The following is a 26,289-nucleotide window of genomic DNA, read 5'->3' as shown; positions in this document are numbered from 1 at the left end:
CTCAACGGGACGCCACCACCGTGGTGTTGGCCGGCAGCTGGGCCGTCATCGGCAGACGCTCGTAGTTATCGATGGTCAGCTCATAGCCGCTGTCCTGGAAGCTGATGCGGGTGCCGGCCTGAGTGACAAATTCCCCCGGCGCGACCGGGAAGATTTCCACTTTTTTATGGCCGTTGACCTCGGCATAGTAGTGCGCAACCTTCTGGCTGAACTTCAGCCGGTCGCCATTGCTCAGGGCATACGAATACAGATAGTCCGAGAAATCCTGCGGCTTGAATCTGAAGTCGGCTGCGGCCGGCGCGCTGATCTTCACGCTCTCGTTATCCGGCGGCGCGGCGTGCGCCAGGGCAGTGATCGACAAGGCGGCAGCGACGGCGACGCTCAACAGAGTGGTTTTCATGATGCATCTCCCATATCCAAAGTGTCGCGCCGGCTTAGCGGCGGGCCGTCATGCTGGTGTTGGCGGCCAGCTGGCTGTCCGGCACCAGTTTTTCGAAGTTGGCGATGCCCACGGTCTCGCCCTGCTCGCGGAACTCAATGCGGGCGCCGCTGTCGGTCACGAAGGCGGTGCGCGAGACCGGATAAATCCGCACCCGCTGGCCATCGTCCAGCTGGGTATAGAAGTGGTTCATGCGCGAGGTGAAGCTGATGCGCTGGCCGTTCTGCAGGGCGTAGACGCTCTTGAAGTTGTAGAAATCTTCTTCCAGCAGGTGATAGCGCTGCGGCGACTTCGAGGTGACCTTCACGCTCACGTCTTCAGCGTGGGCGACAGTCATCAGGGACGACAGGGCGAGCGAGGCCGCGATGCCAGCAAGGATCGTTTTCATTGGTGTGCTCCATTAAGTTGTAAGGTTCGGGAGCCACCGCTGTAATCTCTAGTTCAGCGGTAGACAGGTACAGATTAACAAAGCCGCCGTCAAAGATCCTGCGGATGCGACGAGCGGTAAAAGCGCGCGGACCAACTGCAAAAAAGCCGGATAAACGGTCGAAAAGCGGCAGGTGTTGCGCGCTGCGGCTTTTTGTGAGGGCGACGTGATACAAAAGCCGCCGCCGGCGCTATAGTTGCGCATTGAATGCATTGCCGTACGGCAGCATTTTATTTCCACTCTGGCCACGCCCCACCCTGCGTTGCCGGTCATGGCGGCCCCGGCTGCTGCGCCTCACCCCCGCGCCCAGCCCTGGCAGCATGCCTCTGGATGGCACCCAATGTTTACCTTGCACAAACTTCAATCTGCTCTGCGTAACAACTACGTCCGTGGCGCCCTGCTGGCGTTGACGGTCACCCTGGTCATCGTGCTGGGCCTGCGCGCCGACGTGCCGCAGGACAGCGCGCCGGTGCTGCACACCCAGGACATCGCCCAGATCACGGCGCTGCCGGCCAAGCGCGCCCAACTGGAATATCTGCTGGTGGCGGCGCCGCAGTCGGACGCGCCGCGCTACATCTTCAAGCTGAAGAACGACGTCAAGCTGTACGTGGTCAAGGTGCCCGGCAACACCCACCTCAGCCTGGAGCGTGAAGTCCTGCTGCGCAATAACATTCCTTACGCCATCGCCCGTGAAGACTATCTGGCCTCGCACAAGGCCGTGATGCAGGACGACGACGTCAGCAAGCTGGCCAAGGTCGGCGCCTTCCTGTCGCGCCACGTGCTCGACATCCTGCTGGTGGTGCTGGCGCTGTTCCTGCTGCGGAATGGCCTGCCGGGCATGGGCGTGAACGCCAGCGTGCTGACGCCGGACCAGCTGAACGGCAGCATGGACGACCTGATCGGCATGGAAGACATCAAGCAGGAAGTGCTGCATCTGGAAGACATGATCCGCAACCGCGCCTTGTACAAGGAACACGATATCGACAAACCGTTCAACGTCATGCTGACCGGCCCGGCCGGCACCGGCAAGACCAAGCTGGCCGGCTACCTGGCCAAGCGCCTGAACATTCCGCTGATCTCGGCCTCCGGCTCGGCGCTGGAGTCCGGCTACATCGGCGGCGGCTCGAAAGCGCTGCATGCGCTGCACCGCAAGGCTTGCGCGCGCGGCAACTGCATCATCTTCCTCGACGAAGCGCAAAGCCTGTTCATGCCGCGCGGCCGCGGCGAAAAGAAATGGGAAGACGACACCGCCAATACCCTGCTGAGCCTGCTTGACGGCGTGCGCAGCGACAAGGGCGAAGGCGTGATCTGGGTGGTGGCCTCCAACTTCGACGACAGCTCCACGCGCATGGACGAAGCCATGCTGCGCCGCTTCTCGGTCAAGATCAACTTCCGCCTGCCGAACAAGACCGAGCGCCGTGAACTGCTGCGCTCCTTTTTGGCGCGCAAGGCCGACGGCTGCGTCGACTGGGACGACCTGCAGCTGGACCACGTGGCGGAAATCACCGCCAACCTCAGCCCGGCCGTATTGCAGACCGTGGTCGAGCGCGCCAGCATGCTGGCCATCCAGGAAAACAAGGTCATCAACACCGAACTGATGTTCCGCGCCTTCGAGCGCGCCACCATCGGCCTGACCGACCGCGCCACCACCGCCGAGAAAACCCGCCAGCGCGAACGGGTTGCCCTGCACGAGCTGGGCCACTTCTTCATGCAGATCGACCCGTGGCTGCGCGAAGGCCTGTCGCTGGCCGAAGTGAAGGAGCGCTCGCCGCTGCTGAAGATCTCGACCGAGTCGGTATCCAAGCTGGGCGCGCTGGGCTATGTGCTGTCGGCCTCGGATGACGTGGCTTTGCGCACGCTGGAAGAACTGGAACGCGACGTCATCCAGCTGTACGGCGGCGTAGCGGCGGAAGAACTGTTCTACGGCGCGCGCGGCATCTCGGTGGGCAGCCAGAACGACATTGAAAAAGCCACCTCCATGCTGGACCTGATGGTCAACAAGCTGTCGATGTACTCGCGCTCCAAGATCGACCACAGCCAGTTCAAGGACAAGGAGGCCGGCCTCGGCCAGGTCGAAGCCAAAGCCGACGAACTCTACAGCTACACCCTGAACGCCATCGCCGACTACCGCGACCAGATTGCCGAACTCAAAGGCGTGCTGATGGACCAATACGTACTGTCGAAAGACGCGATTTTCGCGCTGCTGGAACAGCAGCAACAAGCCAAGGAGGCATGACCATGAGCGATCCCAAGCAAGCACCGGTACTGAGCGCAAAACGCAGCGCCCGCGACATCATCAACCGCACCCGCCAGCGCGCCACGCGCCTGCTGCAAAGCTACCTGCTGGCCAAACGCCCGCCGCGCCCGCAAGCGGAGGAATAAGGTGCGGCCACAAATCGCGCGGGCCGTCAGCTGTGCACCTGAATCTGCCACCTCAAAAACCATACGCGTTTTTCGAGGATGAGCACGCGTCAAAGGACTCGTCATACATATCGAATAACGGATAACGCGTGCATGCGCCACGCGCTGTCAGATCATCAAGTTGCCGCTCCAGCGCGTCCACTCGCTCAATCAGTTCCATGGCAACCTCCATGCGTCGAGGATCAATTATCCGCCCCGCGCTGCCGCATCACGATTGACTTACCTCATACTTTCATCGGCAAGATCACCATCTGCAACCCCTCCAGGTGCAGACGCCGTTGGGCGGCCAGCGCGGCCTGGTTGTGCAGCAGGCGCGTGAACCAGTTGTCGGAAGCGAAGATCAATTTGCTGGTGAAGAAAATCGAATGCGGGAACTCGCTGCTGATTTCTTCGCACAGCCGCGTCACCTCCTCCACCGCATCCGTGCCGAAGCCCAGATACGACGACGCCGCCATGCCGTGGCTATGACAGAAGTCGACAAAGAACTCCAGCGTCTCGGCCGCTTCGTTGCGCATCTGCTCCAGCGCGCCCTCGCCGCCGTAGGCATGCGCATCCACCGTGCGCGCATTCACGAACAGGAAATTCTTGAAATGGCCGGGGAACATGCGCTGCACCCACAGCAAGGCATGCAAACCGCCGCCGCGCGACGTGCCAACGATGAACACCGCCGTCTGGTCATCCACATTCGGCTCGATCGGCTCCTGATTCGGGCCGAACGGCTGGGACGCAAACACCTCGTCCACCGAATGAATCGCCTGCTTGGTCTCGCGGTAATGCTTGCGGATGTAGAAACAGAACGCCGCCATCGCCGCGATGATGGCCGCCGTCGCCCAGCCGCCCTCGGCAAACTTCTCGATCAGCAGCACCACCAGAATGCCGGCGCAAATCACAAAGCCCAGCGCCGACAACACCCAGCGCCGCTTCCAGCGCGAGCCCTGTTTGCGATTGCGCGACCAGTACAACACCAGCCCGAACAGCGAAATCGCAAACGTCAGGAACACCGAAATCGAGTACAGCACCACCAGCAACGTCACGCTGCCGCCGGTCCACCACAGGATGGCCAGCGCGGCGATACCCATCACCAGGATGCCGTTTTGCGTCACCAGCCGCGTCGACAGGTAGCGGAACTTGTGCGGCACCCACGAATCGGACGCCATATTCGACAACACCGACGGACCGCCCAGGAAACCGGTATTGGCCGCCACAAACAGCAGGCCGGCTTCGAACGCCAACACCACCACCAACAGCATCTGGTTCACCACCTCGCCGCCCAGGCCCATGCTGGCGATGATGCTCTTGAACGTCGATGCGTTCAGGGTCTGGCCCGGCACCGGCTGCGCATCCCACAACAGATAAAGCAGAATGATGCCGCCGGCCGTGAACGCCAGCGACAAGGCCATGTACAACATCGTCATCTTGCCGGTGCGCACGCGCGGCTCGGCCAGCAGGTTGACGTTGTTGGACACCGCCTCCAGGCCGGTGTACGTCCCGCCGCCCTGCGAATACGCCAACAACAGCATGCCCGCCACGCCGGCCCAGCCGATATGGCTGGCCAGGTCGGTGGTCTCCGACAGCGTGGTCGGGATCAGTTCCGGCAGATGCGAAGCGTGCGCGAAAATGCCATAAACGATTAATACCAAATGCGTGACCACAAAGCCGAGGAAGATCGGCAGCAGAATCTGGATCGCCTCCTTCAGGCCGCGCAGATTCATCACGATCAGCAGCCCGATGAAAAACACCTCGGCCCAAAGCTTGTAGGGCTGGAAGCCGAGCGGCAGGAACGACGCCAGCGCATCCACGCCGGAAGCGATGGAAATGGCGATGGTCAGCACATAATCGAGAATCAGCGCGCAGCCCGAGATCAGGCCCATGTACGGCCCCACCAGCTTGGTCGCCACGCGGTAGCCGCCGCCGCCGGTCGGGAACAGCTCGATCACCTGGTTATAAGCCAGCGCGATAATGAACACCGTCACCGCGGTGGCAATCGCCATGTACAGGCCGAGATGGGTATGGCCGCCGAGCGCGCGGAAGGTTTCTTCCGGACCGTAGGCGGAAGACGAGAGGCCGTCGGCACCGAGGCCGACCCAGGCCAGGAAAGCCACCAGCGCCATCGAATGGCGCGTCTCGCTCTTCATCGGATCGAGCGGTTTCCCCAGGATAATTTCACGAATCTTATTATTTTTCATGCGTCTCTGCGCCGGTGCGGGCCGGCAAAATCTGGCTGTAAGCGTGATGATACCTGCTTCGCGCGGGCAGAAATACTTGTCTTTTTGTAAAAATTGGAATCAGGGTTGCGGCCGGATAGCAAATCGGTGATAATGCGGGTCGCATTGCAAATACACCTGCCTCGGTGGTGGAATTGGTAGACGCAGCGGACTCAAAATCCGCCGCCGCAAGGCGTGCCGGTTCGATTCCGGCCCGGGGCACCAGCAGTATCCATGCGGGTTTCAAGGATTTTAAGCAGTCAATACGGTCACTTAAAAGTTCCGCAAAAATAGAACAGTTCCGCAAAATGGTTTGGCGAGCACAGGATTGTGATTCCTGTTGTCGTGGGTTCGAGCCCCATCAGCCACCCCAAGAATTCGCAGTAAAATCAAAGGGTTACAAGTTCGCGCTTGTAGCCCTTTGATTTTTTGGAATATGGAGTTCCAAATTTTGGAAGATGAGCAATGGCGAAAGTCAGCAAAAACGGCCAGACTTCCTATCTTCGCTATTTAGCGTCACGCCCTCGTATTTTCAGGATTGACGCTCCCGGCTTGATGTTATACTCGTCTAATGAACACTTACCCTGGCATATTAATAGCAATTGATGGCATCGACGGTGCGGGGAAAACCACGCAAGTCAATCTGCTGAAAGCAGCACTGGAGAGTGCGGGTGAGACCGTGGTCGTATCAAAAGAACCGACCGACGGTGAGTGGGGTCAAAAGCTCCGCGATTCCGCCCTTGTGGGCCGCCTCCCGCGCGACGAGGAACTTGAGTTATTCATCCTTGACCGCCAGGATCATCTCAAGAAGAAAATCATTCCGGCTCTGGAAGCTGGTCACATTGTCATCCTAGACCGTTACTTTTACTCGACCATCGCCTATCAAGGCATCTTGGTAGAGAGTTATGAATCCATCGTAGGCCGCATCCGAGCCGACATAGTTGAGCCAGATGCGGCATTCTGGCTTGACCTTGCTGCAGACTTAGCCGTGAGTCGGGTCACGGCAAGGGACGGGAAACCAAATTTGTTTGAACGCCAGGAGGACTTGGCCAAAGCCGGCGAAATTTTCCGGGCGATTGCCGCAGCAGACTCGGTACTGCAAAGAGTCGATGCGACCATGTCGCCACCGTTGCTCTACCAAACCATGATCACTGCTCTGATGGCTGGCCCGATTAAAGCAAAGCGCTGTGGCAAGTCTTACGGCTGCGATGATCCGATGTATTGCATGCCACGTATCACGGAGTCGTGCGATTGGTGGAGCATTTCCAAAAAACTAGCGGCAGAGCAAGTTTCAGCGTGAAACGCCTGGTCTAGTCCGGCCGTCACTTGCGCAGGCGAGTACCCTCGGGGCGATCTGCAAGATCCGCCCCGAGGCGCAGCCGATTAAACTCCTGCACCGCCGGCTCTTCTGCCAGCTCCTTGCGGAACACATCCGTAATGAAATCACCTCCCCGCACTGAGCGCATGACTTGGTCGGCTCTCAGCACAGTTGCCCTGAGGCGCTTGATCTCCCAAAGCAGAGAAATGATGTCAGCCGGGTCACGTCGCTGACCAATTTCACGCAGTTGCTCAGCGGTGAGCGGATCTCGAAAAAGGTGCTGTGACATGGCGAAAATACTGTATAAAAACTCAGTATATTGCTATTTACAGCCGGCGACAATCGCCTCCAGTTCCCCTGTGTATTTTCGGTACCGCGCCCAGTCGCGCACCAGGGCAAGAATTTTATCCCCATCACTGGCCGTGGCAGGCAATTTATCGAACTCGAAGGTCGGGCGCCCCGGCGCGTTGTTCACGCACGGCACCGGCACCGGCACCTGAACGGTTTGCGTAGTCGGCACCGGCGCGCTAGCGCAGCTGGCCAGCAGCGAGACGCCACCCAGTATCGCGACCGCGCGCATCATCGCACTTTCTCCAAAAGCTGGTTCACGTAGGGCATGGCATCGGCACAGCTGGTGGCGCGCGCGCCGGCGATCTGCTGCAGCGCCTGGTCGTAGCGGCGGCCGTTCGCAGCCGCTGCCTGTTGGGCTGCCAGCCCACGCGCTTCGGCCTCGCGCGCGAGCTGCGCCTGAGTCAGGATCGCGGTGTTCTGGGCATCCACGCCGGCGCGCAGCTGAGCATTGACCCCCTGCTCTTTCTTCAGATCGGCCAGCGCCTGGTCGCGTGCCGTCGCCGCCGACCACCACAGCGCGCCGCCCGCGCCGCCACCCGCCAGCAGAACGGCCGCCAGCACCAGCGTGCTCACCTTCCACAGCTGGCCGGCCAGTGCACCGCCCACGCCGACCGCCAGGTCACCCAAGGCGCTCACGTGATCCCCGTCGAATAAACAACGCCGCCCGGCGCGAACGTCGCGGTCAGCACCTGGCCGCGCGGCTTGCTGGCCGACAGCCCTATGTGCACCCACGTGCCCTCGTAGATCAGTTGGTCGAACTCGATGCCGGCTGCGACGATGGCGCGTGCCAGATCCTTCGGCGCCATGCCGGACACGTTGATATCGGCGGCCAGGCCCTGCAGGTGGGCGCTGTCACGCGCGCCGCCGACAGCGGTATTCAGCGCCGGGCAGCGGTAGCCGCTGGAGATGGTGACCGGCCGGCCGACCGCGGCGCGGACCTGTTCCAGCACGCCGGCCACTCGGCGCAGGTTGTCGATGATGCCCGCGCTGGGGCGGTTGTCGATGCGGCGGCGCGCCGCGATCTGCGAAGCCACCAGCTCTTCCAGGGTGAAGTGTTCGGTCAGGCTCATAGGGCACCTCGCGCATCCTTCACCACCTCAGCCGCGTCGTGCACGATCTCGCCCAGGTCCTTGTCGCGGCGCTTATCTAGCCAGCGCACCAGGCCGCCGATCAGCCACCATGCCGGCAGGCCGGCCAGCACCATGACAGGTCCGGCGACGAACAGCATACCCAGCGCGGGATCGGCGCCGTACATCGCCGCCACCGCCTTGGAAGAATCGAATAGCGATGGCCACCAGCTGTGCAGGGCCATGACAGCAATCGGGCCGAAGATGCTGGACGTGGCCATGGTGCACGCCAGGCGCACGAACGCCTCGCGCAGCGTACGCGGCCACATGAAGAGGAAAACCAGCGCGGTGGCGGCCGCGCCGGCCAGGACCGGGATGCCAAATATTTTGATCAGGGCGCCGCCGGCGGCGGAGGTGGTTTCGATAGCAGGCATGGTCGCTTTCATGATTACGATTTAGAAAAAGAAAAGAGCCTGGCAAGCAGGCTCGGTTGGCTGGGATCGGTAAGCACCTTGGGAGCGAGCGCGCCCTCCTTCCACTCGTACTGTTCCGGGTTGAACCCAAAGGGCAGCTCCACCTCAAGCTGCTCAAAGGCGCCAATGACAGAGAATGGCACCTCGGCCCCGTCGCACAGCAGCCGGTCTGCAAGCACCTCGACACGGTCGAAAGGCCCGAGCAGGCCGGCCAGTTCGGTATAAACAATCATACGACCCTCACTTGTTCAAGAATCAGGTTGGCGTCCGTCCCCATCGAATACGCCAGCCACAACGAGCCTTGGTCGGTGCCTTTTGCGCCATTGACGGGATCGTTGATCAGCTGCGGCGACGTGCGCATAGTGGACAGGTCGGTGCCGCTGCCGGAGTACAGCGCAGGCTTCGTGCCATCACCCAGCGTCGAAAATGCCAGGCTGAGCGGTTTGCTGACCACGGAGTTGTGCAGTACCTGCTTCGGATAGAGGCTTGGCGGCGGTAATCCGGTGGCCACGTTCGCGGGGCCGATGCGATACGACCGCACCGCGGTGAAGGTCACGGTAGTGCTCTGGAAATTGTGGACCTCGTTGCCCTTCGCGGTGGAGATCGTCCACGATGCGACTGCCGACGATGCAAGCCCATCCCAGTCGGTGCCAGCCGGCGCCACGGTCTGGGCGGCCATCGAATAGCGGGCAATCAGGGAGCCGATCAAGCTCAGGCTGCCGGACCCGGGATCTCGCAGGCTGCTGAACTCGGTGACGAAGCCGCCGCTGGCGTCTGTCCCGGTCACGGCGATCTGCGTGTTGTACTCCATCTGCTGTGCCTGGATGGCCGTTACCGTGGTCACGGCCGACGCCACTGACGTGACAGCACTGACCGCCACCGCCGCGCCACTGAAGGAGATTGCAGCAGCGCGCGCGATACCACTCGCACCGATGTGGGTAACGGTCCAGCGGATACCGTTATACCGCAGCGTGATGCCGCTGATTGAGGTAACCGTAAGGGTCGCCGCAGTGCCGGCCGCGATCGCGGTGCCAGTGACGGTGTATGGTCTGACCGTCATCAGCGACGTCGTCGATGTCATCACTGCAAAGGTAGTCGAGCCACCCGGGATGACGGCTGGCGCGGCGGTGCCTCCGGTACCGGTCACTTCGGTACCGGGCGCCGACACTGTGGTGCCGGAAACGGTGCGAGCTTGCATGCGGGGATTGTTGCTCGCATCGACATAGATGAGGACATAACTGGAGCCGGCTGCGATCAGGTCTAGCAGTCGCGCCGAAGCCGCGCCAGCGGCGCTGGTCTGCGCGGTGCCAGGGGTGATCGCCGTGCCGCTGATCGACAGCACCACCATCTGCAGCGCGGTCGAGTTCTCTGGGCACGATGCCACCAGTACCGTGTCGGTCGCGATCATCAGCGCCATGACATTGTCGATGGCGCCCGTGCCGCCCCACGCCGAGCGAATCAGCGTCAGCGATCCCCATGTGTTGGTCGAGGCGTCGTACACCACCGCGTGCATGCTGGTACCGTGGACGATGAACATCGTGCGGGTGGCATCTAGCGTGACAACCCGGACAAACGCACCCGCCGATCCGGAGATCCGCGCGCTCGCGGTGGCGGCGAAGCGCAAGGGCTTGCCCACCTGGGATGCCTCGGGAAAAATCGGACTGGCGAGGCCGCCGATGACGTGGGCGGGTGTGGCCCGGCCTGGTGGGAGAAAGGCCAGTGGCGCGCCGGTGTAGTCCTTGATGGTGAGGTCACTGCTGACGCCGCCTTCTGCAACCGTACGCGGGCGGTTGTAGAACTCATAGGCATAGTAGCCGTCAATCATTCCGCCGGGGAATGGCATGACCAGTGCGCCACCGGACAGCACCGAGGCCACGTGCAGTTTCTCTGGATTGTCGTCCACGGCGCCATCGGACGCTAGATCGTTCCAGATCATGGTACCACCGCCGCCGAAGAAGGAGGCCAGATTCATCGGGCCGGTGATGGTCAGCGTCCAGGCCGTGAAGGTGCCGGTGCCCGACCGCTGCAGGGACTGCATCGATAGCGCACCGGTGGCCGGGTCGTAGGTGCGCACGTAGCCGTCCATATAGCTGCCCACGCTGGCGGTAACACCAAGCCGGATCGGCATATTGGGCTTGAACTGCTTGCCCGGCTCAATCACAAGATTCTTGATGCCGGTGCCGATCACCACCGAGCTGGTACTGGTGGCGACAAGGTCCACGGCGGCGACTGACCCGGTGGCTGCCGATTGCGCCAGCGCGGCCCATTCGGCAGCGTCTTGCGCAGCACCGTAGGCCTCGTTCGCGTTGTTGGTGACGCCGTCCACCAGGGTGTTGAGCTGCTCGGGCGAGGTCTCCCACCACTCAACCAGCTCATCAACACGGTCGTCGAATGTGTCCGGATCGCCTCGCTGTGGCGCCGGGTCAGGCGCAAGGCCGATATGCGGGACAGGTAAGATAGGCATATTAAGAGAGTCCTTCCACGTCAATAGAAATTTCGGATGTTTCGTCGGTCTTGTAGGTCACCTCGCCGCTGACCAAGCCGAATGTATTCAGCCCCGAGTAGCCGGCGCTGTCGCTGCAAGAAACCATGCACGCGGTCTGGAGGGCGTTTTGCAGCGCCTCCTGCACCTCACGCGCCTCGCTGGAATCGATCTTGGCGCTGGCGGACATGTCCGTCGCCTTCTTGCCCTTCACGATGGTGGCCTTGCCGTACTTGTCGATATCGACATAGCCGAAGTTCTTCGGCTTGGCCTTGGCACCCTGCTGCGTGCGGCCGAGCTTTTGAATCAGGCCCACGGCAAGCACGCCGCACAGCACCGTGCCGCTGGCGCCATTGCTGAGCGTGATCGTGAGTTCCATGGTCGCGTAGGGCGGGATGCCGCTGACGATCTTGCTCTTCAGGAACGAGAAGCCCGAGAAGCAGTAGGCGTAGTAGTCCGACGGGCGATTCGCCTGGAGCGTGCCGGAATAGGTGAACACAACATCACCGCCCGGCTCGTTCTTGACCACGATGTCGACATGCTGCGCCTGCAGGCCGCCGAGATAGATGGTGTTGAAGGTCTTGGCGGAGAGCACATAGGTCATGCTGCCCACGGCGCTGGTCTGCGTGCTGGTGTCGTTGTCAAAAAGTGCCCAGCGGTTTGTCGGGCCGATGTCGAGCCAGTAGACGACGGTGCCGAACTGGTTATTCAGGTCGGCCGGATCTTTCCCCACATTGCCGGCGATTTGGCTTTCGTAGATCCGGTGTTCCTTCATGCACCGCCCGCCAAGCGGATATGTCGTCCCAACATCCCATAGACCGTAGTCCGTCTCAGGCACCGTCGTATCGGTGAGCATCGGCTCGGTGATCTGGGTCGGTATCAAAACACTCAGGTAGGCAGCCATCAGTCTTTCACCTTCACATTTAGCGGCCGGCCGCCCTGCGCCGCACTCAGCGCACCCGCCGAGATCCCGGTGTTGGCCGCGATCGCCTCCAGCAGCTGCTGCTGGGACTCGACCACACCGCGCAGGCGGGCCACCTCATTCGAAAGCACGGCGCCGTTTTGTGCTGGATCGGTCGCGCGCGCCATCAACGCCATCAACTGCCGGTTGTCGGCCGCCGGGATAATTCGCTCGTCCTCATGGATGTTGGCCAACATGTTGTAGGGCACGCGATTGGTACCGACATCGAAACTGTGCAGCTTCTTGTACTCGTCAGACAGCTTGATCTGGGCAGCAATGTCGTCCAACGACGCGCCATTCGCCATCGCCTCATTCCAGAATTTGAGGCCGACAACATCACCCGGGCGGCCCAGCAGGTTTTCGTACAGCGATTCGATCGATTCCGTTTTCACGGAAGGAGTGACACTTGCCACAGTCGGCGCCGGCGCTGCCTGGATCGCCGCAATGGCTGCGGCAAACTGACTGATCGCATCCTTCACGCTCAAGACCGAATTGTTGATGCCCTTCAGCGCGTCGAGCTGCGCAGTCTCGGATGCGAGCTGCTGATCCAGCACGCCCAGCTGCTGTTCGTTATTTTTTTGCAGGGCCTCAAGCTGCTTCTCACCGGATTTCTGGATAGCTTTTATCGCCTCCTGCAGGTTCTCTACCGTCTGCTTCGCGTAGTCGACCTGACCGCCGGCCTCGTCACGCAGCTGCGCCAGTACGTTGTTGGTACGCGCCTGATCGCGCGCGTAGTCCTCAAACGTGCCGAAGAACCGGGAATTTGACTGACCGGTGAGCGTGGCGACAGCCTCGGCCACCGACTTGTTGTCGGCCAGACCCTTGGGGTTGGCCAGCGCCGCCCCGAGCGCCGCCTGGGCAGCCTGGCGCCGCGCCCGGTTGGCGGCCTCCGATTCGATCTTCGTCGAGGCCAATGCGGAATTCAAAGTGCTGAACACGGCCTCGATTGCCGATGCCTGCGTCTGCGCCGCCGACAGGCTCGCCTGGGCGCTTTCCACCTGTGCCTGGGTGGCGTCACGAATCGCATTCGCCTGCTGGTTGTATGCATCGTTCAGACGCTGCTTTTCCGCGTTGACCGATGCCGTCAACCGCGACAGCGCGTCTCCCGCCACGCTGAACAGCGAATCGAGGGCTTTCTTGGCATCCTGCGCTGCGTAGATCTGGGCCTGAGTCAGCTTCGCCTGATCAGTGGTGAGCGCCGCCAGCGCATCCGCCCGCTGGGCGGCAAGCGACTGCTCGGACTGGCCCAGTGCGTCCATGAGCTGGATTTCGAGCTGGCGCTGCTGCTTCTGCTGGTTGAGCGTATTCGTGGTGGTGTCCAGCTCCTGGTGCGTCTGCGCGAATGCCTCTTCCAGATCGAGCAGCGACGCGATCATTTTCTGACCGCTCTCGGTGGCCGGGTCGAAGCTCTTGACCAATTGAGCAAACTGGGCGCGCGTCTCCGGGATGGCGGTGATGCCGAGAGAAGCGAACGCCTTGTTCAGCGCATCGGTGACCGGCGCCAGGCGCTCGGCCTCCGTCAGGAAATTCTGCGCGAAGAACGACGTCTGCGACGTCAGCTCATCGATCCCACCCACCAGGGTGATGATGTTCCGGCGCGCCTCCTCGGATGACAGCCCCAAGGCGCCAAACGCATCCCCGGCATTCCGGCCCAGCACGCCGGCCAGGGAGTTCGTCGCCTGAAATTCGGCGGTAACGCGCTTGAGCGCCACCGACGCCGCTTCCGTTGGTTGTTTCAGGGCCGCGATGTCCTGGAGCGTGACCTTCACGCCGAAAACGGTATCGCCGGAATCGCGCAAGGCGGCACGGAATGCCAACAGGTTTTCGGCCTCGGTGGCCAGCTGCGCGGACGTACCCTGGAAACCCTCGGCCAGCTTGGCCAAGCCAGGCTCCACCCCTTCCAGGATATTCTTGATCCGCTCATTGAATACCTGCGCGAGAGCGGCGCCGGCATTCTCCGAGTTGATCTGCCCCTCGGCGCCGACGTGGGCGGTGCTGGTCTTCCCGGTCAGGAAGCTGGTGACTGTGGCTTTTTCGGTCGCGGTCAGGTATTTCGCCAGCGCGTCATCGGCCAGGCCCACCGTCTTGACGAAATCCTGCACGGTCTTCGATTCCGCCGGCGCCCAGAAGGTGCTCGATACACCGAACGTGCCGAACGACGACTTGGTCGCCGCGCCAGCGATATAGGCATCGCTCTTCCCCTCGTTGCCGCGTTCGTTGATAGAAATGTTCCCGGCGGCATTGTTGCTGGCGAAGGTGAGGCGCGTGTCGCTCTCGGGGCCGTCGTCGAACAGGGCGCCCCATGCCTTGTAGGCGACCACGGCAGCGGCCACGTATGGCAATGCGGTCGAGACGATGGAGCCGATGGTCGAGCCGGCCGTCAAGGCGCTGGCAATCGTTCCTTCGCCAGCCGCAGCATAGGCGGCAGCAGCGTCCGCGACAGCGCTGCCGCCGGCCAGCCCCTGGCCAAACGCAGCAACAGCCGAAGAGCCGAACAGGTTGCCAGCCGCGGCTACAGCCGAGCCGGCGCTGCTCGTGAGCCTGTAGATGCCGAGTGCATTGCTGACATCGCTGATCGGTCCAGCCCCAGAGGATTTATAGCCTGTGGCGTCGTAGAACTGCTGCACGGCCAACTGCTGCGGCGTCATTTGTTGCCCGGTCAACTTTGCCTTGATGTTGATCAGCAGTGGCTGTGCAGTCAGGTCGTAAAGAGTCGCCAGCACACCGGATTTCAGCGCATCGTCGGCCTTTTTGAACACGGACGTAAAACCACCTTCCATGCTCGTGAAGGTCGATTTGGCCGCTTGGTTGATCGAATTGAAGAGATCGTCATACTGAGAATAGAACTGCCGCTTGTTGTCGCCAAGGGCTTGCTCGGAAGCCAGGTCTCGCATGGCCTGGGCGGTCCGGCGCAGAACTTCAGCTTCCTCCTCGCGCCCTACAATCGTTTCGAGGATGGCGGCCTTCGAATCGAGCGCTGCTGCTGCCTCTTCTGCGCGCCGGACTTTTAGAATGTTGAGCTGCTCGGCATTGAGACCTATTGCCTCGTTCTCGTCTTGCTGAACTTTGATCTGGCTACGCAGCGCCTCCAGATCCGCCTGGCGGCTATCGAACAGGCTGTTATATGCCTCGATAGCCTGGCGGGTGTTGGTGACATCCAGAACAAACAGCTCAGCGGCACTTTGCTTTCGCCGCGTCAGGATTTGCTGGTCCTTCAGGGCGATGGCGGCTCTGAGGTCGGCCAGCTTCTGCTCACGCTCAAACTGCCCATCGATCGAAACCGCCTCTTGGGCCGTAAGGGTAAGCTGCTGCTGCAGATACGCTTTCTGTAGCTGGAGCTGTTTTTCGTCCGCAGCCGACTTGGCCTCAACGAATCGAACCTGCTGATCCAGAGCCTTATTGAGGCCAGCATCTTGATTCGCTTGGAGCGGAACAAAGGCCCGGCGAGCCTGCTCTTCCTGTGCATCTCCCAGCCGTTTAATAGCCGCGATCTGTGCCTCGATAGACTGGTTGAAAAAGTCCGCATTAGCCTGGCGGATCTCCCTGATGCGAGTTTGAATTCGCTGCTCGACGGCCGCCGGATCTTCGCCGCGCTGAGCGGATTGATTTCCAAGACGGACCGCGTTTCCAATCTCGCGGCGCAATTTCTCAATACGGCTAAGGTACTGCTCTTCTTGCCGATCGAATTCAAGCGCGGCGTCGCGGCTCTTCTTATCCTCTGCCGCGTACTGCGCCGCTAGCTCACCAACCTTTTTCTGGTTCCGCAGGCGATCCAGTTGACGCTGCGCTTCATCCACAGCGGCCTGCTTTTCTGAAGATGTTCCGATAAACCCGAGCTGCTTGAACTTGGCATCCCTCAAGGCCTGCTCAGCCTGTTTGATTTTCTCCTCAATAGTAGTTTCACGACCGACGTTAAGCATGGCATCCCATGCCTTTTTTGCTGCGTTACCGGTCGCATTCCACGCCTTTTCCAACGTGCCGAGGCCAGCAGCGGCCTTCTTGTTATTCGATTCCTGGGCGTCGTAATACGCAGTCTGCGCCACCTTAGCAGCGTCCGCAGTGCGACCTTGCTCCTCCAGCGCCTTGATTTGCTTGTAAGTGGCCAGCGTCAGGTAGTTGTACTGCTCGTTCAGCTTGAGCGTCGCCTGCAGCGGGTCTTTGCCCAGGTCGGCGTATGCCTTGACGGTATCCTCGATCGAGATGCCCAACAGCTTTTGAGACTGGATCGCGGTCGCGGAGAAACGTGCCAGCTGGTCGGCGCCGACCTTGCCCGTGCTCACCAGCTGTACAATCGCGGAGGCATTCTCGCCAACAGTGCCGCTCACGGCCGAAGCCTGCTTGGCCGCTGCCGCCAACTGGCTGGTGGTGACGCCGGCAGCATTGCCAGTCAGGATGATGGATTTTCGGAATGCGTCCGACTCCTTGCTGCCCTGGTTATAGGCCAACGCGAGGATGGCAGTGCCGGCGGCCAGTGCTGTCACTGGCGTGACCAGGCTGACGATATAGCCGCCAAGACCGCGCGCGGCCCCGCCAACGGAACCGAACATGTCACGCAACTGGCCGCCCTGCTGCAGCAGCACGCTCAAAGGTTGCTGACCGGCCTGCAGCGAGGTGACGATGTCGGTAAGCTGCGCTGGCACCTGCCGGAGGCTTGCGGTCAACTGTGCTGCGGACTGGGCGTTGTTCTGAAACGCGGCGCCGTTGCGCAAGGACGCCTGCGCGGCCGCGTTCTGCGCCTCCCTGACGCGGTCCAGTTCGTCCAGGTACGGACGCAGGGCGGCCACAGCGGCTTCGCCGCCACGATTACGCGCCATCGCTTCTTGGAACTCGCGCGTGGCCCGGCCACCCGATTGCAGCTCGGCCGTCAGGGTCTGAATGCTCCGGGCCTGGCGCTGCGTGGCACGGTCAAGATTCGTCGCGGCCTCGTTGGCAGCGGACGAAATCCCATCCATTGCGGTCGCACCGGTACGACCCAGCGTTTGCAGAGTGCGCCCGGTGCGCTGCACCCGCGCCTCGGCGCGCTCAAGACCAGCGTCTACGCCACTGGAATCGATCGCCAAGGCGATTGACGCTGCGCCGATCTGATCATTCATTACGTCTCCTTGCGCTGGTCGCGCATTGCCTTCAAGGCCGCCTGCTCCATAATTCGCAGGTCGGTCATACGAGCTTCGTATTCATCGTTCGAAAGGTTTGCTCGATCCAGCTTGTGATGAGCAACCTCATACCTGAGGCCCGTCGCGCCGCCCATGCCCACCATCCATTGGGTGCCCATGTAGCAGAACAGGTCGAAGGCCTCGAAGTTGTCCTCGAAGACTTCGACGTCTGGAATGTCGGATGGGAGAAGCCCCCACGCCGCAAGCTCGGCTGGCGAGGCGGCAGGGGTGTACATGTCGGCCGCGACGGCCTCTAGTTTTTTACGCGGACCTCGGTCACGGCCTGCTGGTAGCGCGCTTGGATTGCCACCAGCGCGCCCGGGAATTCTTTTTCCAGCACCAGCAGGTTTTCGGCGGTGAAGGCGTCATCGACATCCCAGCCAGTGGCGATTTCCAGAACTTCATTGGCTGCCGCGTGTGCCTGTGCCAAGTAGCCTTCCTTGATGCTGGGGATCTTGACCGGCGCCGCTGCAGCATCGCGGCCCTGCTCCGTAGCTGCGGCTTCGGCTGCTTCCGCTTCAAGGGCTGCCTTGGCGCTCGCTTCGGCCTCCGCCGCTGCTGCTGCGGCGCGCTTATCCAGCAGCTCGGCCATCTGCACCGGATCGCGATAGATGTAGGTGATGCTCAGCGTGTCGCTGACGCCGTCGATACTGACGACAGTGAGGGTCTTTTTGAAATCCTTCGGGTTTTTGCCGAGTTTGATGGTCATGATGTTTTCTCGCTATTGTGGGTAAAAAAGCAGCCGGCGAGGTGCCGGCTGCGAAAAGCCACCAGGGTGGCCCATGACGACAAGGGGTTAGCTGGCGTAACGCACCGGGCGGCCTTGCAGGGCGCAGCCGCTCTTCACCTGCATGACGTTGCCCTTCGACATGGTCGGGGTCTCGTCGAAGGCGAAGATGCCGTTGTAGTAGATGAAGCCGCCTTGCGGCAGCGATGCGCGCAGGCCGGTGGCCACGCGCGCCTGGGCGACGGTCTTCAGTGCCTGGTAGCCCGCCAGCGTCGGGTCATCCGCGATGGTGATCGCGAGTGACTGAGCGCTGGTGGTGGTCGGGATCTGGCGGTCGTAGTCGTCCTCCAGGAAGGAGAACGTCTGGTACTGCGGATCGCCGCCGGAGCTGGTTGCGTCCATCACCTGCTGGATTTGCGTCCAGGTGTTGATCTTGCGAATGGAGCCGACACCATTGCCAGCTGGGAACTGGGTGGTATTGCTGGTGTCGAAGCCTTCCAGCACCAGGCCGCCAGCGGTAGGCGACTTGACACGGAACAAGCGCGCATTCGCACGCGACCAGCCGCTGGTGTATTCGACGATGTCGCCGGCGGCGAGGCCGTTGGCCACCGTCAGCGCGCACTCCGATGCGTTGCTTGCTGCGGTGACGTTCAGGGCGGCGGCATAGGCCGTAGCAACGGCCCACAGAATGCCATTGGGAAGCGAAACTGCCATATCATTTTCCTTTCGATGGGCAATAAAAAAAGCCGCACTGGGCGGCTTGGTTGGTGGCCCACCAGGGGCCGGAAAGCAAAAAGGCCCGCACGGTGGCGGGCCTTGATTCGTTACTTCTGATGCATTACGAGATATCGGACCAACAGCTGAAGAACTGGTAAGTTCCATGCCGCTTCGTCGCGTCGTCCTTGTTGGTGAAAAACTGCGTCAGTACGGTGACGTTCAGCGGCGCGCAAGCGCGCAATGCCGTCTCCGCCTCCTGTGCGATCGACAGTGCCTGGGCCAACGTGCTCGACCATACCGATACTTGCATCCGGGCGTTGCGCTTGCTGGGCTGCTCCCCGCCGTAGAAGTTCACCGGCTGGCCGCCGCTGTGCTGGTAGACGATGTACGGAGTCATCACGCCTTCCGGCGCCTCTCCGGGATACACGCGCCCACCGACCAGAGGGCTGAGCTGATTGAACAGCAGCGACTCCATGCTCATCCCCGGCTCCTTTGCAACGCCAAAAGGCTGGCCCCCATTTCAACTTTAGCCGCGGCGAAGGCCTCCGGGAGCGACGATAGCGACGGCCCCAGAAACGGGTGTGCGGCAGCGGTGGAAGTGCCGAATTCCACCATGTGGCCGTACGGCGCCTTGTAATGGTTCCAGCTGATCCGGTATTCCTTGCGCGTCGCGCCCGATTTCTCCGGAGAGAACGCACGATAAATCGCCCGCTGCAGGTTGCCGGGCTGGAATGTGTAGGTGACGCCCGTGCGCTTCGAGTTGCGCCCATAGAAGATGTGGGCGTGCTCGGACACCGGCGCCAGGAGCCGCGCGCGTGAATACACCACATTGGCCATCGCTGCGGCGCCGTCCAGCGCCACGTGTTCATGCACCTCGGCACCGAACTGGCGCAGCTGCTCGCCAAGGCCCGTCAACTGCGACATATCCACGGAAAAGCTCATTGGGCCACCTGACAGACCAGATCAACGTAATCCTTGCGCACCTCGTCCGGCAACACAGCCTGGATATCGTAGACCATGGTTTTGTGCACAACGCGCATACCTGCCGAGCAGTCGGCGCGGTAACGAATGCGGATGCTGGCGCGCACCAGCGAGGTGCTGGCGCCGGCCCGTGCCGCCTCGATGCCGCTTGGATGTCGGATATTGGCCCAGACCTTGGTCACCTCCTCCCACGCCTCAACAGGCTGGCCGATCTCATCCTGACCGACGGCCCGGCGCTGGATGGCGATGCGGTCCCGCAGCGACTCGGAGCGCATCAGATCCCCCGATCCACGATGTAGGGCGCCAGCAGGCTTTCGAAGGCGCGGCCATGGACGCTGTCCGGATTGTCGTAGAGGGCGCGCAGCTCCAGCCGGATTGCAGCGTTCACAGACGCTGGCACCTCGACATCCGCCCCATCCTCATCCTGCCAAGGGATGGGGCGGTTGATACGGTCAGATGCAGACTGAATGGCCGCATCCAGCAAGGCCTGGATGGTTTCGTCAGCATCATCGCTGTCCACTCGCAGATCCGCCTTGGCCTCTTCGAGCGTCAGGATAGGCATGGTCAGGCCTCTGCCGCCGCGACGGCCGAGTCGGCCAGATCCAGCGCGCCCTGGTCAGAGCCAGTCTTGGCTTCTGCCGCGTCCAGCGTGATCACGTCGCCAGGCTCGCCAAAGCCACAGCTACGCAGCACCAGCGCTTTTACTTTCCTTGCGACAGCTGGCGCCACGGAAGCTGCCGCTGCCACCGGTTCGTCCTCGGCTTTTTCGACTTCGCCGGCACTGCCATCAGGCTCGGTGCTCGCATCAGCCGATGCAGGTAGGTCCTGCGATGCATCGTTATCTTGTTCCACTGGAGCGCCATCGGACGGTTTGGCGGCTTCCGGATTCGCTTCTTTCTTTGCCATCATGATCTCCTGCGCCACGGCCCGCGATGGGCCGTAGCTGTTGGTGGTTTAAGTTGCCGAGTTCTGGTAGACCTTCACTGCCGCAGGGTCCAGCAGATTGCCACCGGAACGCTGCCAGCCGCAGAAGCCAACCTGACCGTTCAGCGCGAAGGCCGAGTCGTCGAAACGGCGCAGGCTAGCGCTGTTTTTCACATCGCGGATGGCATACTTCGACAGGTCACCGAACACGATGGACTTGGCACTGGCGGCCATGACCGCCACGTCGTCGTTGATTTCGACCTTGAAGCCCAGCAGCGTGTCCGGCACATCCGACGTCACGCTCGGCACCCAGATCGGGCGGCCGGTGGTGTCTTTCAGCTTCGAGACCACGGCGACGCTCATGTCGTTCATCATGAAGCGGGCGTTGGCGCGGTAGGCGCGGTTGACCGAGTGCTTCAGGTCGACCAGGTCGTCGTACAGGACCGACAGCGTCTGGCCGGTGGCGCCGATCTTGCCGGTGCCGGCCTGGGTGACGATGCCGAACGGCTGGCCGGTGCCGGTGCCAGTGGTGAAGTGACGATTCTGGATGCGCGCGATACGGGTCACCAGACGGTTCAGCACGAAGGCGATCACGTCGATGGCGCTGTCCATGATCAGCTCGACCGGCAGTGCGATCTTCTTGGAGCTGTATTTGTAGGTCGCCAGCGGCGCGGTGCCGAAGGTGATGTCCTGCCCGGTGGTCGCGGCGTTTTCACCGACGATCTCGCCCTCCTCGCCGGTGCCGTCGCTGGTTGGGAAGTTCAGGGCGCCGCCGGACTCGGTCGGAATGATTTCCGCGACCGCGCGCATGCCGCCGTAAGCCTTCAGTTTGTCGATCACCATCGCCGCAATCTCGGCCGGGACGGTGTAGCCGCCCTCGGATGGCGTGGTGGTGGACATGGCATTGCGGATGGCGGCCGCCTGCTCGGCGGTGACGTTGGTGCCGTTACGCAGGTACAGTGCCACCGCGACCAAGTCGGTGATTTCGACTTCTTCGGCGCCCTGTTTTTTCGGCTTGTCAGCGAAGAAATTTTCAGCTTCCAGCGAGCGCATTTTCTCGACTGCCGCGATCTGGTTTTTCAGCTGGGCGATCTCGTCGGCCCAGCCGTCGAACTGGCTCTGCTCTTCCTTGGTCCAGGTCGAGTCGCCCTTGTTCGCGATCAGGTTGTTAGCTTGGGTAGCGAGGTTCTGGATCTTCTCGCGCAGTGCCTGAATATTCATATTCGATCTTCCATAAAAAAAGGAGCCTGTTGGCTCCTTGGGTTGGCGAGGGCATCCGGCCCTCACGGTGTTGTGCGCGAGAGCGCTAAACAGCTTGCAGCAGTCGTAACCGGTTCGCGTTGGCCACAGTCATCGACGGATTCGTTGATTGGTTTTGCGCAGGGGGCTCGGCGGTGGCCTTGTTGCCCGGCTTGAGCGCCTTGGGCGCGCGGTTAAATGCAGCGAGGTTCCACAGGTTGGTGGTCTCGGCCGTCGAGGCCGACTCAGGCGCCAGCCGGTCGATGAAGCCGGCGGCGAGCGCTTCCTCTGCGGTGAACCAGGTCTCGGCATCCATCCACGCCGCGATTTCGGCCGCGTCCTTGCCCGTCTTGTCGGTGTAATCGGTGATGATCGCCCCTTCGACCTTCTCCAGCAGGTCGGCGGTTTCGCGCATGTCCTGCTTGTCGCCGTATGCCCAGCCGCTGGCGTTGTGGATCATGAAGAAGGCGCCCTTCGACATCTCCACCTCGTCACACGCCATGGCAATGCTGGTGCCAGCACTGGCGCAGAGACTGTCGATGTGGGCAACGGTTTTGCCGGCAAAGCGGCGAATTTCGGCCATGATGGCCCGGCCCTCGAATACATCGCCGCCGGGGGTATTGAGATACACGTGCAGCAGCTGGGCATCACCAATCAGATTGAGCTGAGCGACCACGTCCATGGCGCTGACGCCCCAGTACGAGTCGATTACGTCGTAGATATACAGCGACGCCTCGGTGCCGTTGCGCACGAGATTCAGTGGCCGCTTTTCGCGGCCGGCGTTGTCACGCAGCAGTTGCTGGATTTTCATTTGGGATAGGTGCTTTCATGGTGCGGGGGTCGAAAATCTCGCCGGATGCGCCGCCCTTCGGCGCCAGGCCTTTACGCTTGCGCACTTCGTCTACGCTCATCCAGCCCATGCCGGTGCCGGGACCGCCGAGTGCGGCGCGATAGTACGCAGCCTGCGCGGCGCTGTTGCCTTCGATCAGGGCTTCACGGTCGAACTGGATGAACCGGCCGAAATTGCGAGGGAAGAGCTTGCGGTTCAGTTCCTGCTCGATCCGGCGCAGATGACCTTGCAGGGTATAAGCGATGAAGTTGCGGCCCTGCTCTTCGTAGCCGGCGCCGACGGCGGAGGCGCCGCTGGTTTCGCCAATCATGTGCGGGGGCACGCCGAACGCTCGCGCAATATCCACCACCTGGAACTTGCGCGCCTCCAGCAGCTGCGCATCCTCGGCGCTGAGACTGATTTCCCGGGCCTTGACGTTTTCAGTGAGCACCAGCGGCAGCCGGTGGGCATTTTCCATGCCCGCGTACTTCTTGACGAAGGCAGCCTGCAGCTGATCAATCTGCGGCTGCTTCATGACGCCCGGCGCCTCCAGAACGATGGACGGGTGGGCGCCGTTGGCGAAGAACTTGCCGCTGTATTCGTCCATCGCCAGTGCGTTGCCGACGGCAGACCGGGCCGCATGCGAGATCACCGACATCGACTTCAGACCGTCGAACCCGAAGCCGGGGAAGTGCAGGATCTCGGCTGGCTCCAGCCAGGTGTTGATGCCATAGTCCGGCAGGCTGACGTAATAGCGCACGCTGCCATCGGACTGCCGGATGGGACTGACGCTGCCCCAAGGCAGCGGCAGCAGCTCCCGGATGCTGTTGTTCGCGTTGCGGCGAATCCAGGTATAGGCATCACCGCGCAGCAGCTGGGCGATGCTCACGCCCTCCCAGTGGCTCGCCGCCGTGTACTGGGGCGATGGCTGCTCGTTCAGCTTGTACCAGAGGTCGTCGCGGGGCAGTTTGTCAGCGGTGTCACCGTCCGTCTTGTAGAGGTAAATCGGCAAGGTGGCGATCGGCTCCGCGATCTTCTGCACACAGGCGTAGACAGCTGCAACTCGCATGGCGCTGGTGGCCGACACGCACATACCGGCAGCGCCAGGAACCACGCCGAATGCCTCCATGACTTCGGGGCTGTAGGTGGCATTTGACACCTGTGCCTGAGCACGCGCGCTCTCCCGCTCTGCGCGCCATGCGTTCAGGATGGCGGAGCCGGGCACCGCGGCGCGCCGCTGCACGTCGTCCCACGAGGCTGTCGTCGTCATAGTTCTACGAATCCTTGCTCGATCTCACTCGATTCGACCGCGCCCATACCTGAGCCGATCGCCATTACACCCGCCACCATGCCGTCGATGCGGCCGGTAGCCTGAATTTTCGACAGCTTGCGGTTGCCCGCTGGATCACTGACCAGCACCGCGTTGGCGGCGCACCAGGTCATCACCGGGTTGCCGTTGTGTTTCATCTTCTGGTCCAGCAGCAGCCGTTCGAACTCGTCCACCGCCGGTGCCATCTCCTTGAACCCTTGGCCGAAAGGCTTGAGCTCAGGGAGCGTGGCGCCCTCGTTTTCGATCTGCTGCTTGAAGTCCTCGATGCGCCAGCGGTCGTAGGCGATCGTGCGGATATCAAACAGCTCGCACACCGACACCAACCGGTGCAGCACCGCCAGCTTGTTCACCGCGCGCCCCGGCAACGCTTCCAGATGCCCAGCATCGCGCCAGGCGAGGTAAGGCACCCGGTCACGGTCGGCTTTCTCCTGCAGGCCATCCCCGGGCAGCCAGAAATACGGCACCACACGTACGTGCGGGTCATCCTCCGTCGGGTCCAGCGCGACCACCAGCGCAGTCAAATCCTGTGTGCTGGACAGGTCCAGACCGGCCACGCCGCTGCGCCCGTAGAGCGCTTCCAGCGGCATGTCGTCGTCCTCGCACGCAAACCACACCTCACTCGATATCCAGGGCGCGGCGGCGGCGGTCCACTCGCAGAAGTTCAGGCGCCGCACCAGCGCTTCCTTCGACGGCATGCCCCGGGCCTGTGTCACCTGCTCACGCAGGTATTTCAGGCCCGGTATTCCGTCTGCCAGGCTCGGATTTGCCTTATACCAGCACGCCTCATCCTTGAACGGGTCATCGCCATGATCCAGCGAGCAGATGAAGGCGAAGAAGCTGTCATCGCGCAGCGTGCCGCTGCAAACCTTTACGCCGTAGTCGTGATACTCGAAACACATTGACTGCTTGTTGCTGCCGCTGTTGGTGATCATGAAGATCAACGCCTGCTGCCGGCTCTTGGTGCCCGCGCGCATCATCTCGACCACGTTGGCATTCTTGTGCTCGTGGATCTCGTCCAGCAGCGCGATGTGAGGGCGCGGGCCGGACTGCCCGTCATCGGCACTGATCGGCCTGAAGAAGGACGAGGTCTTGTTGTGGGCAAGGTTCCACTCCTTGCCTTTGGCGCCGGATATCGCCAGCCGGCCGGCGAGCGACGGCGACTGGTCAACCATCGCGATCGCATCGCGGAACAGGATCTGCGCCTGATCCTTCTTCGTTGCTGCCGCATACACCTCGGCGCGCGCCTCGCCGTCCGACGTCAGTCCATACAGGCCGATGCCGGCCGCCAGTGGCGACTTCCCGGACCCTTTGGCCGTCTCGACATACGCCACGCGGAACCGGCGGTAACCGTCAGGTCCCTTCCAACCGAAGAGCGAGCCGATGACGAATGCCTGCCAGCCCAGCACGCGGAAGGCCTTGCCTTCGTACTGACCGCCGTTCAGGCACAGAACTTCTTCGAAATATCCGATCGCGCGCTGGGCGGCGGCCAGATCCCACGTCAGGCCGCGCTCGTGGCCATCCTCCAGATCCTTTAGGTGCCGGGCGCAAGCGGCGCGTACGTGGGGGCCAGCGACCAGCGTGCCGCTGACCGCGCCCTGGGCGAACTCCGTTGCGCGATCAGAAGTATTTCTCTGCTGCGTCTTTCTGCTCATTCGGGAACAGCTCACCCTGAGGTGAGCGAATTTCGAGGCGTCCACGCGCGGCAGGATTCAGGCCGAACGAGGAACCAGCGGTGCGCATGCGATCCTCGGCGCGGTTGGCCACCTGCATCCACGCGCTCATCTGCTTGTAGCCGCTCGGTGTGGTCTCGACAAAGCCGGTGTCGCGCATCTCTGCGATCTTCTTGCGCGCCATCTTCCAGTCCGACCACGCCTGGCAGTACACCGCCAGCTCGGCGCGGTCAATCTTGGTGACGACGCCCAACACCACCAAGTCATTGATGATGCGGCGCCACTCCGTCTTCGCATCGGCGGTCAGGAAGTCAGGGCATGCCGGCGCCTGCGCCGGCGGACCGGAGCGGGAGGTCGCCCCCGCCAGTTCTTCGGCCGACTTCTTGCTCGGGTTGCCGCGTATCAGATGCACGGTGGCCGGAATGGCCTTGCGTCCAGAGTTCGAATTGCCTGCCATGCCCATCTCCTACGGGGGAATACCCCCCTCTCATATTTCCCGCTCATACAAAAACAGGGTACAGGCCGGTCAGGGAGACGTCGGCCTCAACATTTGCCTCCCCCCCCCCAGTCCCCGCT

29 protein-coding genes and 1 tRNA gene are annotated in these 26,289 nt (G+C 62.0%); 4 read left to right on the top strand and 26 right to left on the bottom strand.

The features are described 5' to 3' along the window. Position 1: 1 nt before the first annotated feature. Positions 2-400: a gel scht gene (locus ABDW57_RS02025; RefSeq protein ID WP_343728540.1), complete on the bottom strand. Its 399-nt coding sequence runs from the start codon at positions 398-400 to the stop codon at positions 2-4. Between the two features lie 34 nt (positions 401-434). Then, positions 435-827 (bottom strand): gel scht, encoded by a 393-nt coding sequence (locus tag ABDW57_RS02020; protein ID WP_343728539.1) that lies wholly within the window; start codon positions 825-827, stop codon positions 435-437. 379 nt (positions 828-1,206) lie between these two features. Here ABDW57_RS02020 and ABDW57_RS02015 point away from each other — a divergent pair, with 379 nt between their 5' ends. Further along, the gene (locus ABDW57_RS02015) at positions 1,207-3,102 is read left to right on the top strand and encodes an AAA family ATPase (RefSeq protein WP_343728538.1); all 1,896 of its coding nucleotides are present in this window, start codon (positions 1,207-1,209) and stop codon (positions 3,100-3,102) included. A gap of 2 nt (positions 3,103-3,104) precedes the next feature. Then, positions 3,105-3,248 (top strand): hypothetical protein, encoded by a 144-nt coding sequence (locus ABDW57_RS02010; RefSeq protein ID WP_343728537.1) that lies wholly within the window; start codon positions 3,105-3,107, stop codon positions 3,246-3,248. Positions 3,249-3,300: 52 nt separating this feature from the next. Here the strand turns inward: ABDW57_RS02010 and ABDW57_RS02005 are convergent, their stop codons facing one another. Then, a complete protein-coding gene (locus ABDW57_RS02005; protein WP_343728536.1) occupies positions 3,301-3,447 on the bottom strand; it encodes a hypothetical protein in 147 nt (48 codons plus the stop codon). Between the two features lie 64 nt (positions 3,448-3,511). Then, a complete protein-coding gene (locus tag ABDW57_RS02000) occupies positions 3,512-5,473 on the bottom strand; it encodes an APC family permease (protein WP_343728535.1) in 1,962 nt (653 codons plus the stop codon). Between the two features lie 158 nt (positions 5,474-5,631). Between ABDW57_RS02000 and ABDW57_RS01995 the strand changes: the two genes are divergently transcribed. Together ABDW57_RS01995 and tmk are read left to right on the top strand one after the other, a co-directional pair. Continuing rightward, positions 5,632-5,716 (top strand) — tRNA-Leu (locus ABDW57_RS01995). A gap of 346 nt (positions 5,717-6,062) precedes the next feature. Then, complete coding sequence (gene tmk / locus ABDW57_RS01990) at positions 6,063-6,791, top strand: dTMP kinase (protein ID WP_343728534.1); 729 nt, start codon at positions 6,063-6,065, stop codon at positions 6,789-6,791. A gap of 22 nt (positions 6,792-6,813) precedes the next feature. Here the strand turns inward: tmk and ABDW57_RS01985 are convergent, their stop codons facing one another. From ABDW57_RS01985 to ABDW57_RS01880, 22 genes are all read right to left on the bottom strand, one after another. Next, positions 6,814-7,098, bottom strand: a complete 285-nt coding sequence (locus ABDW57_RS01985; RefSeq protein ID WP_343728533.1) for a hypothetical protein — start codon at positions 7,096-7,098, stop codon at positions 6,814-6,816. Between the two features lie 33 nt (positions 7,099-7,131). After that, positions 7,132-7,392, bottom strand: a complete 261-nt coding sequence (locus tag ABDW57_RS01980) for a hypothetical protein (RefSeq protein WP_343728532.1) — start codon at positions 7,390-7,392, stop codon at positions 7,132-7,134. Beyond that, positions 7,389-7,796 (bottom strand): hypothetical protein, encoded by a 408-nt coding sequence (locus ABDW57_RS01975; RefSeq protein ID WP_343728531.1) that lies wholly within the window; start codon positions 7,794-7,796, stop codon positions 7,389-7,391. The genes ABDW57_RS01980 and ABDW57_RS01975 overlap by 4 nt, the downstream gene beginning before the upstream one ends. Continuing rightward, positions 7,793-8,230, bottom strand: a complete 438-nt coding sequence (locus ABDW57_RS01970) for a D-Ala-D-Ala carboxypeptidase family metallohydrolase (protein WP_343728530.1) — start codon at positions 8,228-8,230, stop codon at positions 7,793-7,795. Before ABDW57_RS01970 ends, ABDW57_RS01975 begins: the two co-directional genes overlap by 4 nt. After that, the gene (locus ABDW57_RS01965; RefSeq protein WP_343728529.1) at positions 8,227-8,661 is read right to left on the bottom strand and encodes a hypothetical protein; all 435 of its coding nucleotides are present in this window, start codon (positions 8,659-8,661) and stop codon (positions 8,227-8,229) included. The genes ABDW57_RS01970 and ABDW57_RS01965 overlap by 4 nt, the downstream gene beginning before the upstream one ends. 14 nt (positions 8,662-8,675) lie before the next feature. Beyond that, positions 8,676-8,933, bottom strand: a complete 258-nt coding sequence (locus ABDW57_RS01960; RefSeq protein WP_343728528.1) for a hypothetical protein — start codon at positions 8,931-8,933, stop codon at positions 8,676-8,678. Further along, positions 8,930-11,164 (bottom strand): hypothetical protein, encoded by a 2,235-nt coding sequence (locus tag ABDW57_RS01955; protein WP_343728527.1) that lies wholly within the window; start codon positions 11,162-11,164, stop codon positions 8,930-8,932. The genes ABDW57_RS01960 and ABDW57_RS01955 overlap by 4 nt, the downstream gene beginning before the upstream one ends. Position 11,165: 1 nt before the next feature. Next, positions 11,166-12,086, bottom strand: a complete 921-nt coding sequence (locus ABDW57_RS01950; RefSeq protein WP_343728526.1) for a hypothetical protein — start codon at positions 12,084-12,086, stop codon at positions 11,166-11,168. After that, a complete protein-coding gene (locus ABDW57_RS01945) occupies positions 12,086-17,236 on the bottom strand; it encodes a phage tail length tape measure family protein (protein WP_343728525.1) in 5,151 nt (1,716 codons plus the stop codon). The genes ABDW57_RS01950 and ABDW57_RS01945 overlap by 1 nt, the downstream gene beginning before the upstream one ends. Then, complete coding sequence (locus tag ABDW57_RS01940; RefSeq protein ID WP_343728524.1) at positions 17,236-17,532, bottom strand: DUF1799 domain-containing protein; 297 nt, start codon at positions 17,530-17,532, stop codon at positions 17,236-17,238. The genes ABDW57_RS01945 and ABDW57_RS01940 overlap by 1 nt, the downstream gene beginning before the upstream one ends. 17 nt (positions 17,533-17,549) lie before the next feature. After that, positions 17,550-18,005 carry a phage tail assembly chaperone gene (locus tag ABDW57_RS01935; RefSeq protein WP_343728523.1) on the bottom strand — a complete coding sequence of 152 codons (456 nt, stop codon included), beginning with the start codon at positions 18,003-18,005 and terminating at the stop codon, positions 17,550-17,552. 87 nt (positions 18,006-18,092) lie between these two features. Next, positions 18,093-18,737 carry a phage tail protein gene (locus tag ABDW57_RS01930; RefSeq protein WP_343728522.1) on the bottom strand — a complete coding sequence of 215 codons (645 nt, stop codon included), beginning with the start codon at positions 18,735-18,737 and terminating at the stop codon, positions 18,093-18,095. 124 nt (positions 18,738-18,861) lie between these two features. Further along, the gene (locus ABDW57_RS01925) at positions 18,862-19,221 is read right to left on the bottom strand and encodes a DUF3168 domain-containing protein (protein WP_343728521.1); all 360 of its coding nucleotides are present in this window, start codon (positions 19,219-19,221) and stop codon (positions 18,862-18,864) included. Further along, complete coding sequence (locus ABDW57_RS01920) at positions 19,218-19,682, bottom strand: hypothetical protein (protein WP_343728520.1); 465 nt, start codon at positions 19,680-19,682, stop codon at positions 19,218-19,220. The genes ABDW57_RS01925 and ABDW57_RS01920 overlap by 4 nt, the downstream gene beginning before the upstream one ends. Next, positions 19,679-19,996: a phage head closure protein gene (locus tag ABDW57_RS01915; RefSeq protein WP_343728519.1), complete on the bottom strand. Its 318-nt coding sequence runs from the start codon at positions 19,994-19,996 to the stop codon at positions 19,679-19,681. Before ABDW57_RS01915 ends, ABDW57_RS01920 begins: the two co-directional genes overlap by 4 nt. Then, positions 19,996-20,283, bottom strand: coding sequence for a head-tail connector protein (locus ABDW57_RS01910; protein ID WP_343728518.1), 288 nt, complete (start codon positions 20,281-20,283; stop codon positions 19,996-19,998). Before ABDW57_RS01910 ends, ABDW57_RS01915 begins: the two co-directional genes overlap by 1 nt. 2 nt (positions 20,284-20,285) lie before the next feature. Beyond that, positions 20,286-20,630 (bottom strand): hypothetical protein, encoded by a 345-nt coding sequence (locus ABDW57_RS01905; protein ID WP_343728517.1) that lies wholly within the window; start codon positions 20,628-20,630, stop codon positions 20,286-20,288. A gap of 45 nt (positions 20,631-20,675) precedes the next feature. Beyond that, positions 20,676-21,866 (bottom strand): phage major capsid protein, encoded by a 1,191-nt coding sequence (locus ABDW57_RS01900; protein WP_343728516.1) that lies wholly within the window; start codon positions 21,864-21,866, stop codon positions 20,676-20,678. 85 nt (positions 21,867-21,951) lie between these two features. Further along, entirely contained in the window at positions 21,952-22,695 is a 744-nt protein-coding gene (locus tag ABDW57_RS01895; protein ID WP_343728515.1) for a head maturation protease, ClpP-related, read from the bottom strand. Next, positions 22,670-23,983: a phage portal protein gene (locus ABDW57_RS01890; protein ID WP_343728514.1), complete on the bottom strand. Its 1,314-nt coding sequence runs from the start codon at positions 23,981-23,983 to the stop codon at positions 22,670-22,672. The genes ABDW57_RS01895 and ABDW57_RS01890 overlap by 26 nt, the downstream gene beginning before the upstream one ends. After that, positions 23,980-25,695 (bottom strand): terminase TerL endonuclease subunit, encoded by a 1,716-nt coding sequence (locus ABDW57_RS01885; RefSeq protein WP_343728513.1) that lies wholly within the window; start codon positions 25,693-25,695, stop codon positions 23,980-23,982. Before ABDW57_RS01885 ends, ABDW57_RS01890 begins: the two co-directional genes overlap by 4 nt. Then, entirely contained in the window at positions 25,661-26,170 is a 510-nt protein-coding gene (locus ABDW57_RS01880; RefSeq protein ID WP_343728512.1) for a phage terminase small subunit P27 family, read from the bottom strand. The genes ABDW57_RS01885 and ABDW57_RS01880 overlap by 35 nt, the downstream gene beginning before the upstream one ends. Positions 26,171-26,289: the final 119 nt, after the last annotated feature.

This window comes from Duganella sp. (assembly GCF_039595735.1).
Lineage (GTDB): Bacteria > Pseudomonadota > Gammaproteobacteria > Burkholderiales > Burkholderiaceae_D > Rugamonas.
Note: the sequence above shows the minus strand (reverse complement) of the source record. Positions and strands in the feature narration are given on the sequence as shown.

Bases quoted from the DNA above. Each gene is read 5' to 3' on its own strand.
- ABDW57_RS02025 (WP_343728540.1), bottom strand. From the start codon at position 400: ATGAAAACCACTCTGTTGAGCGTCGCCGTCGCTGCCGCCTTGTCGATC.
- ABDW57_RS02020 (WP_343728539.1), bottom strand. From the start codon at position 827: ATGAAAACGATCCTTGCTGGCATCGCGGCCTCGCTCGCCCTGTCGTCC.
- ABDW57_RS02015 (WP_343728538.1), top strand. From the start codon at position 1,207: ATGTTTACCTTGCACAAACTTCAATCTGCTCTGCGTAACAACTACGTC.
- ABDW57_RS02010 (WP_343728537.1), top strand. From the start codon at position 3,105: ATGAGCGATCCCAAGCAAGCACCGGTACTGAGCGCAAAACGCAGCGCC.
- ABDW57_RS02005 (WP_343728536.1), bottom strand. From the start codon at position 3,447: ATGGAACTGATTGAGCGAGTGGACGCGCTGGAGCGGCAACTTGATGAT.
- ABDW57_RS02000 (WP_343728535.1), bottom strand. From the start codon at position 5,473: ATGAAAAATAATAAGATTCGTGAAATTATCCTGGGGAAACCGCTCGAT.
- tmk (WP_343728534.1), top strand. From the start codon at position 6,063: ATGAACACTTACCCTGGCATATTAATAGCAATTGATGGCATCGACGGT.
- ABDW57_RS01985 (WP_343728533.1), bottom strand. From the start codon at position 7,098: ATGTCACAGCACCTTTTTCGAGATCCGCTCACCGCTGAGCAACTGCGT.
- ABDW57_RS01980 (WP_343728532.1), bottom strand. From the start codon at position 7,392: ATGATGCGCGCGGTCGCGATACTGGGTGGCGTCTCGCTGCTGGCCAGC.
- ABDW57_RS01970 (WP_343728530.1), bottom strand. From the start codon at position 8,230: ATGAGCCTGACCGAACACTTCACCCTGGAAGAGCTGGTGGCTTCGCAG.
- ABDW57_RS01965 (WP_343728529.1), bottom strand. From the start codon at position 8,661: ATGCCTGCTATCGAAACCACCTCCGCCGCCGGCGGCGCCCTGATCAAA.
- ABDW57_RS01960 (WP_343728528.1), bottom strand. From the start codon at position 8,933: ATGATTGTTTATACCGAACTGGCCGGCCTGCTCGGGCCTTTCGACCGT.
- ABDW57_RS01955 (WP_343728527.1), bottom strand. From the start codon at position 11,164: ATGCCTATCTTACCTGTCCCGCATATCGGCCTTGCGCCTGACCCGGCG.
- ABDW57_RS01950 (WP_343728526.1), bottom strand. From the start codon at position 12,086: ATGGCTGCCTACCTGAGTGTTTTGATACCGACCCAGATCACCGAGCCG.
- ABDW57_RS01945 (WP_343728525.1), bottom strand. From the start codon at position 17,236: ATGAATGATCAGATCGGCGCAGCGTCAATCGCCTTGGCGATCGATTCC.
- ABDW57_RS01940 (WP_343728524.1), bottom strand. From the start codon at position 17,532: ATGTACACCCCTGCCGCCTCGCCAGCCGAGCTTGCGGCGTGGGGGCTT.
- ABDW57_RS01935 (WP_343728523.1), bottom strand. From the start codon at position 18,005: ATGACCATCAAACTCGGCAAAAACCCGAAGGATTTCAAAAAGACCCTC.
- ABDW57_RS01930 (WP_343728522.1), bottom strand. From the start codon at position 18,737: ATGGCAGTTTCGCTTCCCAATGGCATTCTGTGGGCCGTTGCTACGGCC.
- ABDW57_RS01925 (WP_343728521.1), bottom strand. From the start codon at position 19,221: ATGAGCATGGAGTCGCTGCTGTTCAATCAGCTCAGCCCTCTGGTCGGT.
- ABDW57_RS01920 (WP_343728520.1), bottom strand. From the start codon at position 19,682: ATGAGCTTTTCCGTGGATATGTCGCAGTTGACGGGCCTTGGCGAGCAG.
- ABDW57_RS01915 (WP_343728519.1), bottom strand. From the start codon at position 19,996: ATGCGCTCCGAGTCGCTGCGGGACCGCATCGCCATCCAGCGCCGGGCC.
- ABDW57_RS01910 (WP_343728518.1), bottom strand. From the start codon at position 20,283: ATGCCTATCCTGACGCTCGAAGAGGCCAAGGCGGATCTGCGAGTGGAC.
- ABDW57_RS01905 (WP_343728517.1), bottom strand. From the start codon at position 20,630: ATGATGGCAAAGAAAGAAGCGAATCCGGAAGCCGCCAAACCGTCCGAT.
- ABDW57_RS01900 (WP_343728516.1), bottom strand. From the start codon at position 21,866: ATGAATATTCAGGCACTGCGCGAGAAGATCCAGAACCTCGCTACCCAA.
- ABDW57_RS01895 (WP_343728515.1), bottom strand. From the start codon at position 22,695: ATGAAAATCCAGCAACTGCTGCGTGACAACGCCGGCCGCGAAAAGCGG.
- ABDW57_RS01890 (WP_343728514.1), bottom strand. From the start codon at position 23,983: ATGACGACGACAGCCTCGTGGGACGACGTGCAGCGGCGCGCCGCGGTG.
- ABDW57_RS01885 (WP_343728513.1), bottom strand. From the start codon at position 25,695: ATGAGCAGAAAGACGCAGCAGAGAAATACTTCTGATCGCGCAACGGAG.
- ABDW57_RS01880 (WP_343728512.1), bottom strand. From the start codon at position 26,170: ATGGCAGGCAATTCGAACTCTGGACGCAAGGCCATTCCGGCCACCGTG.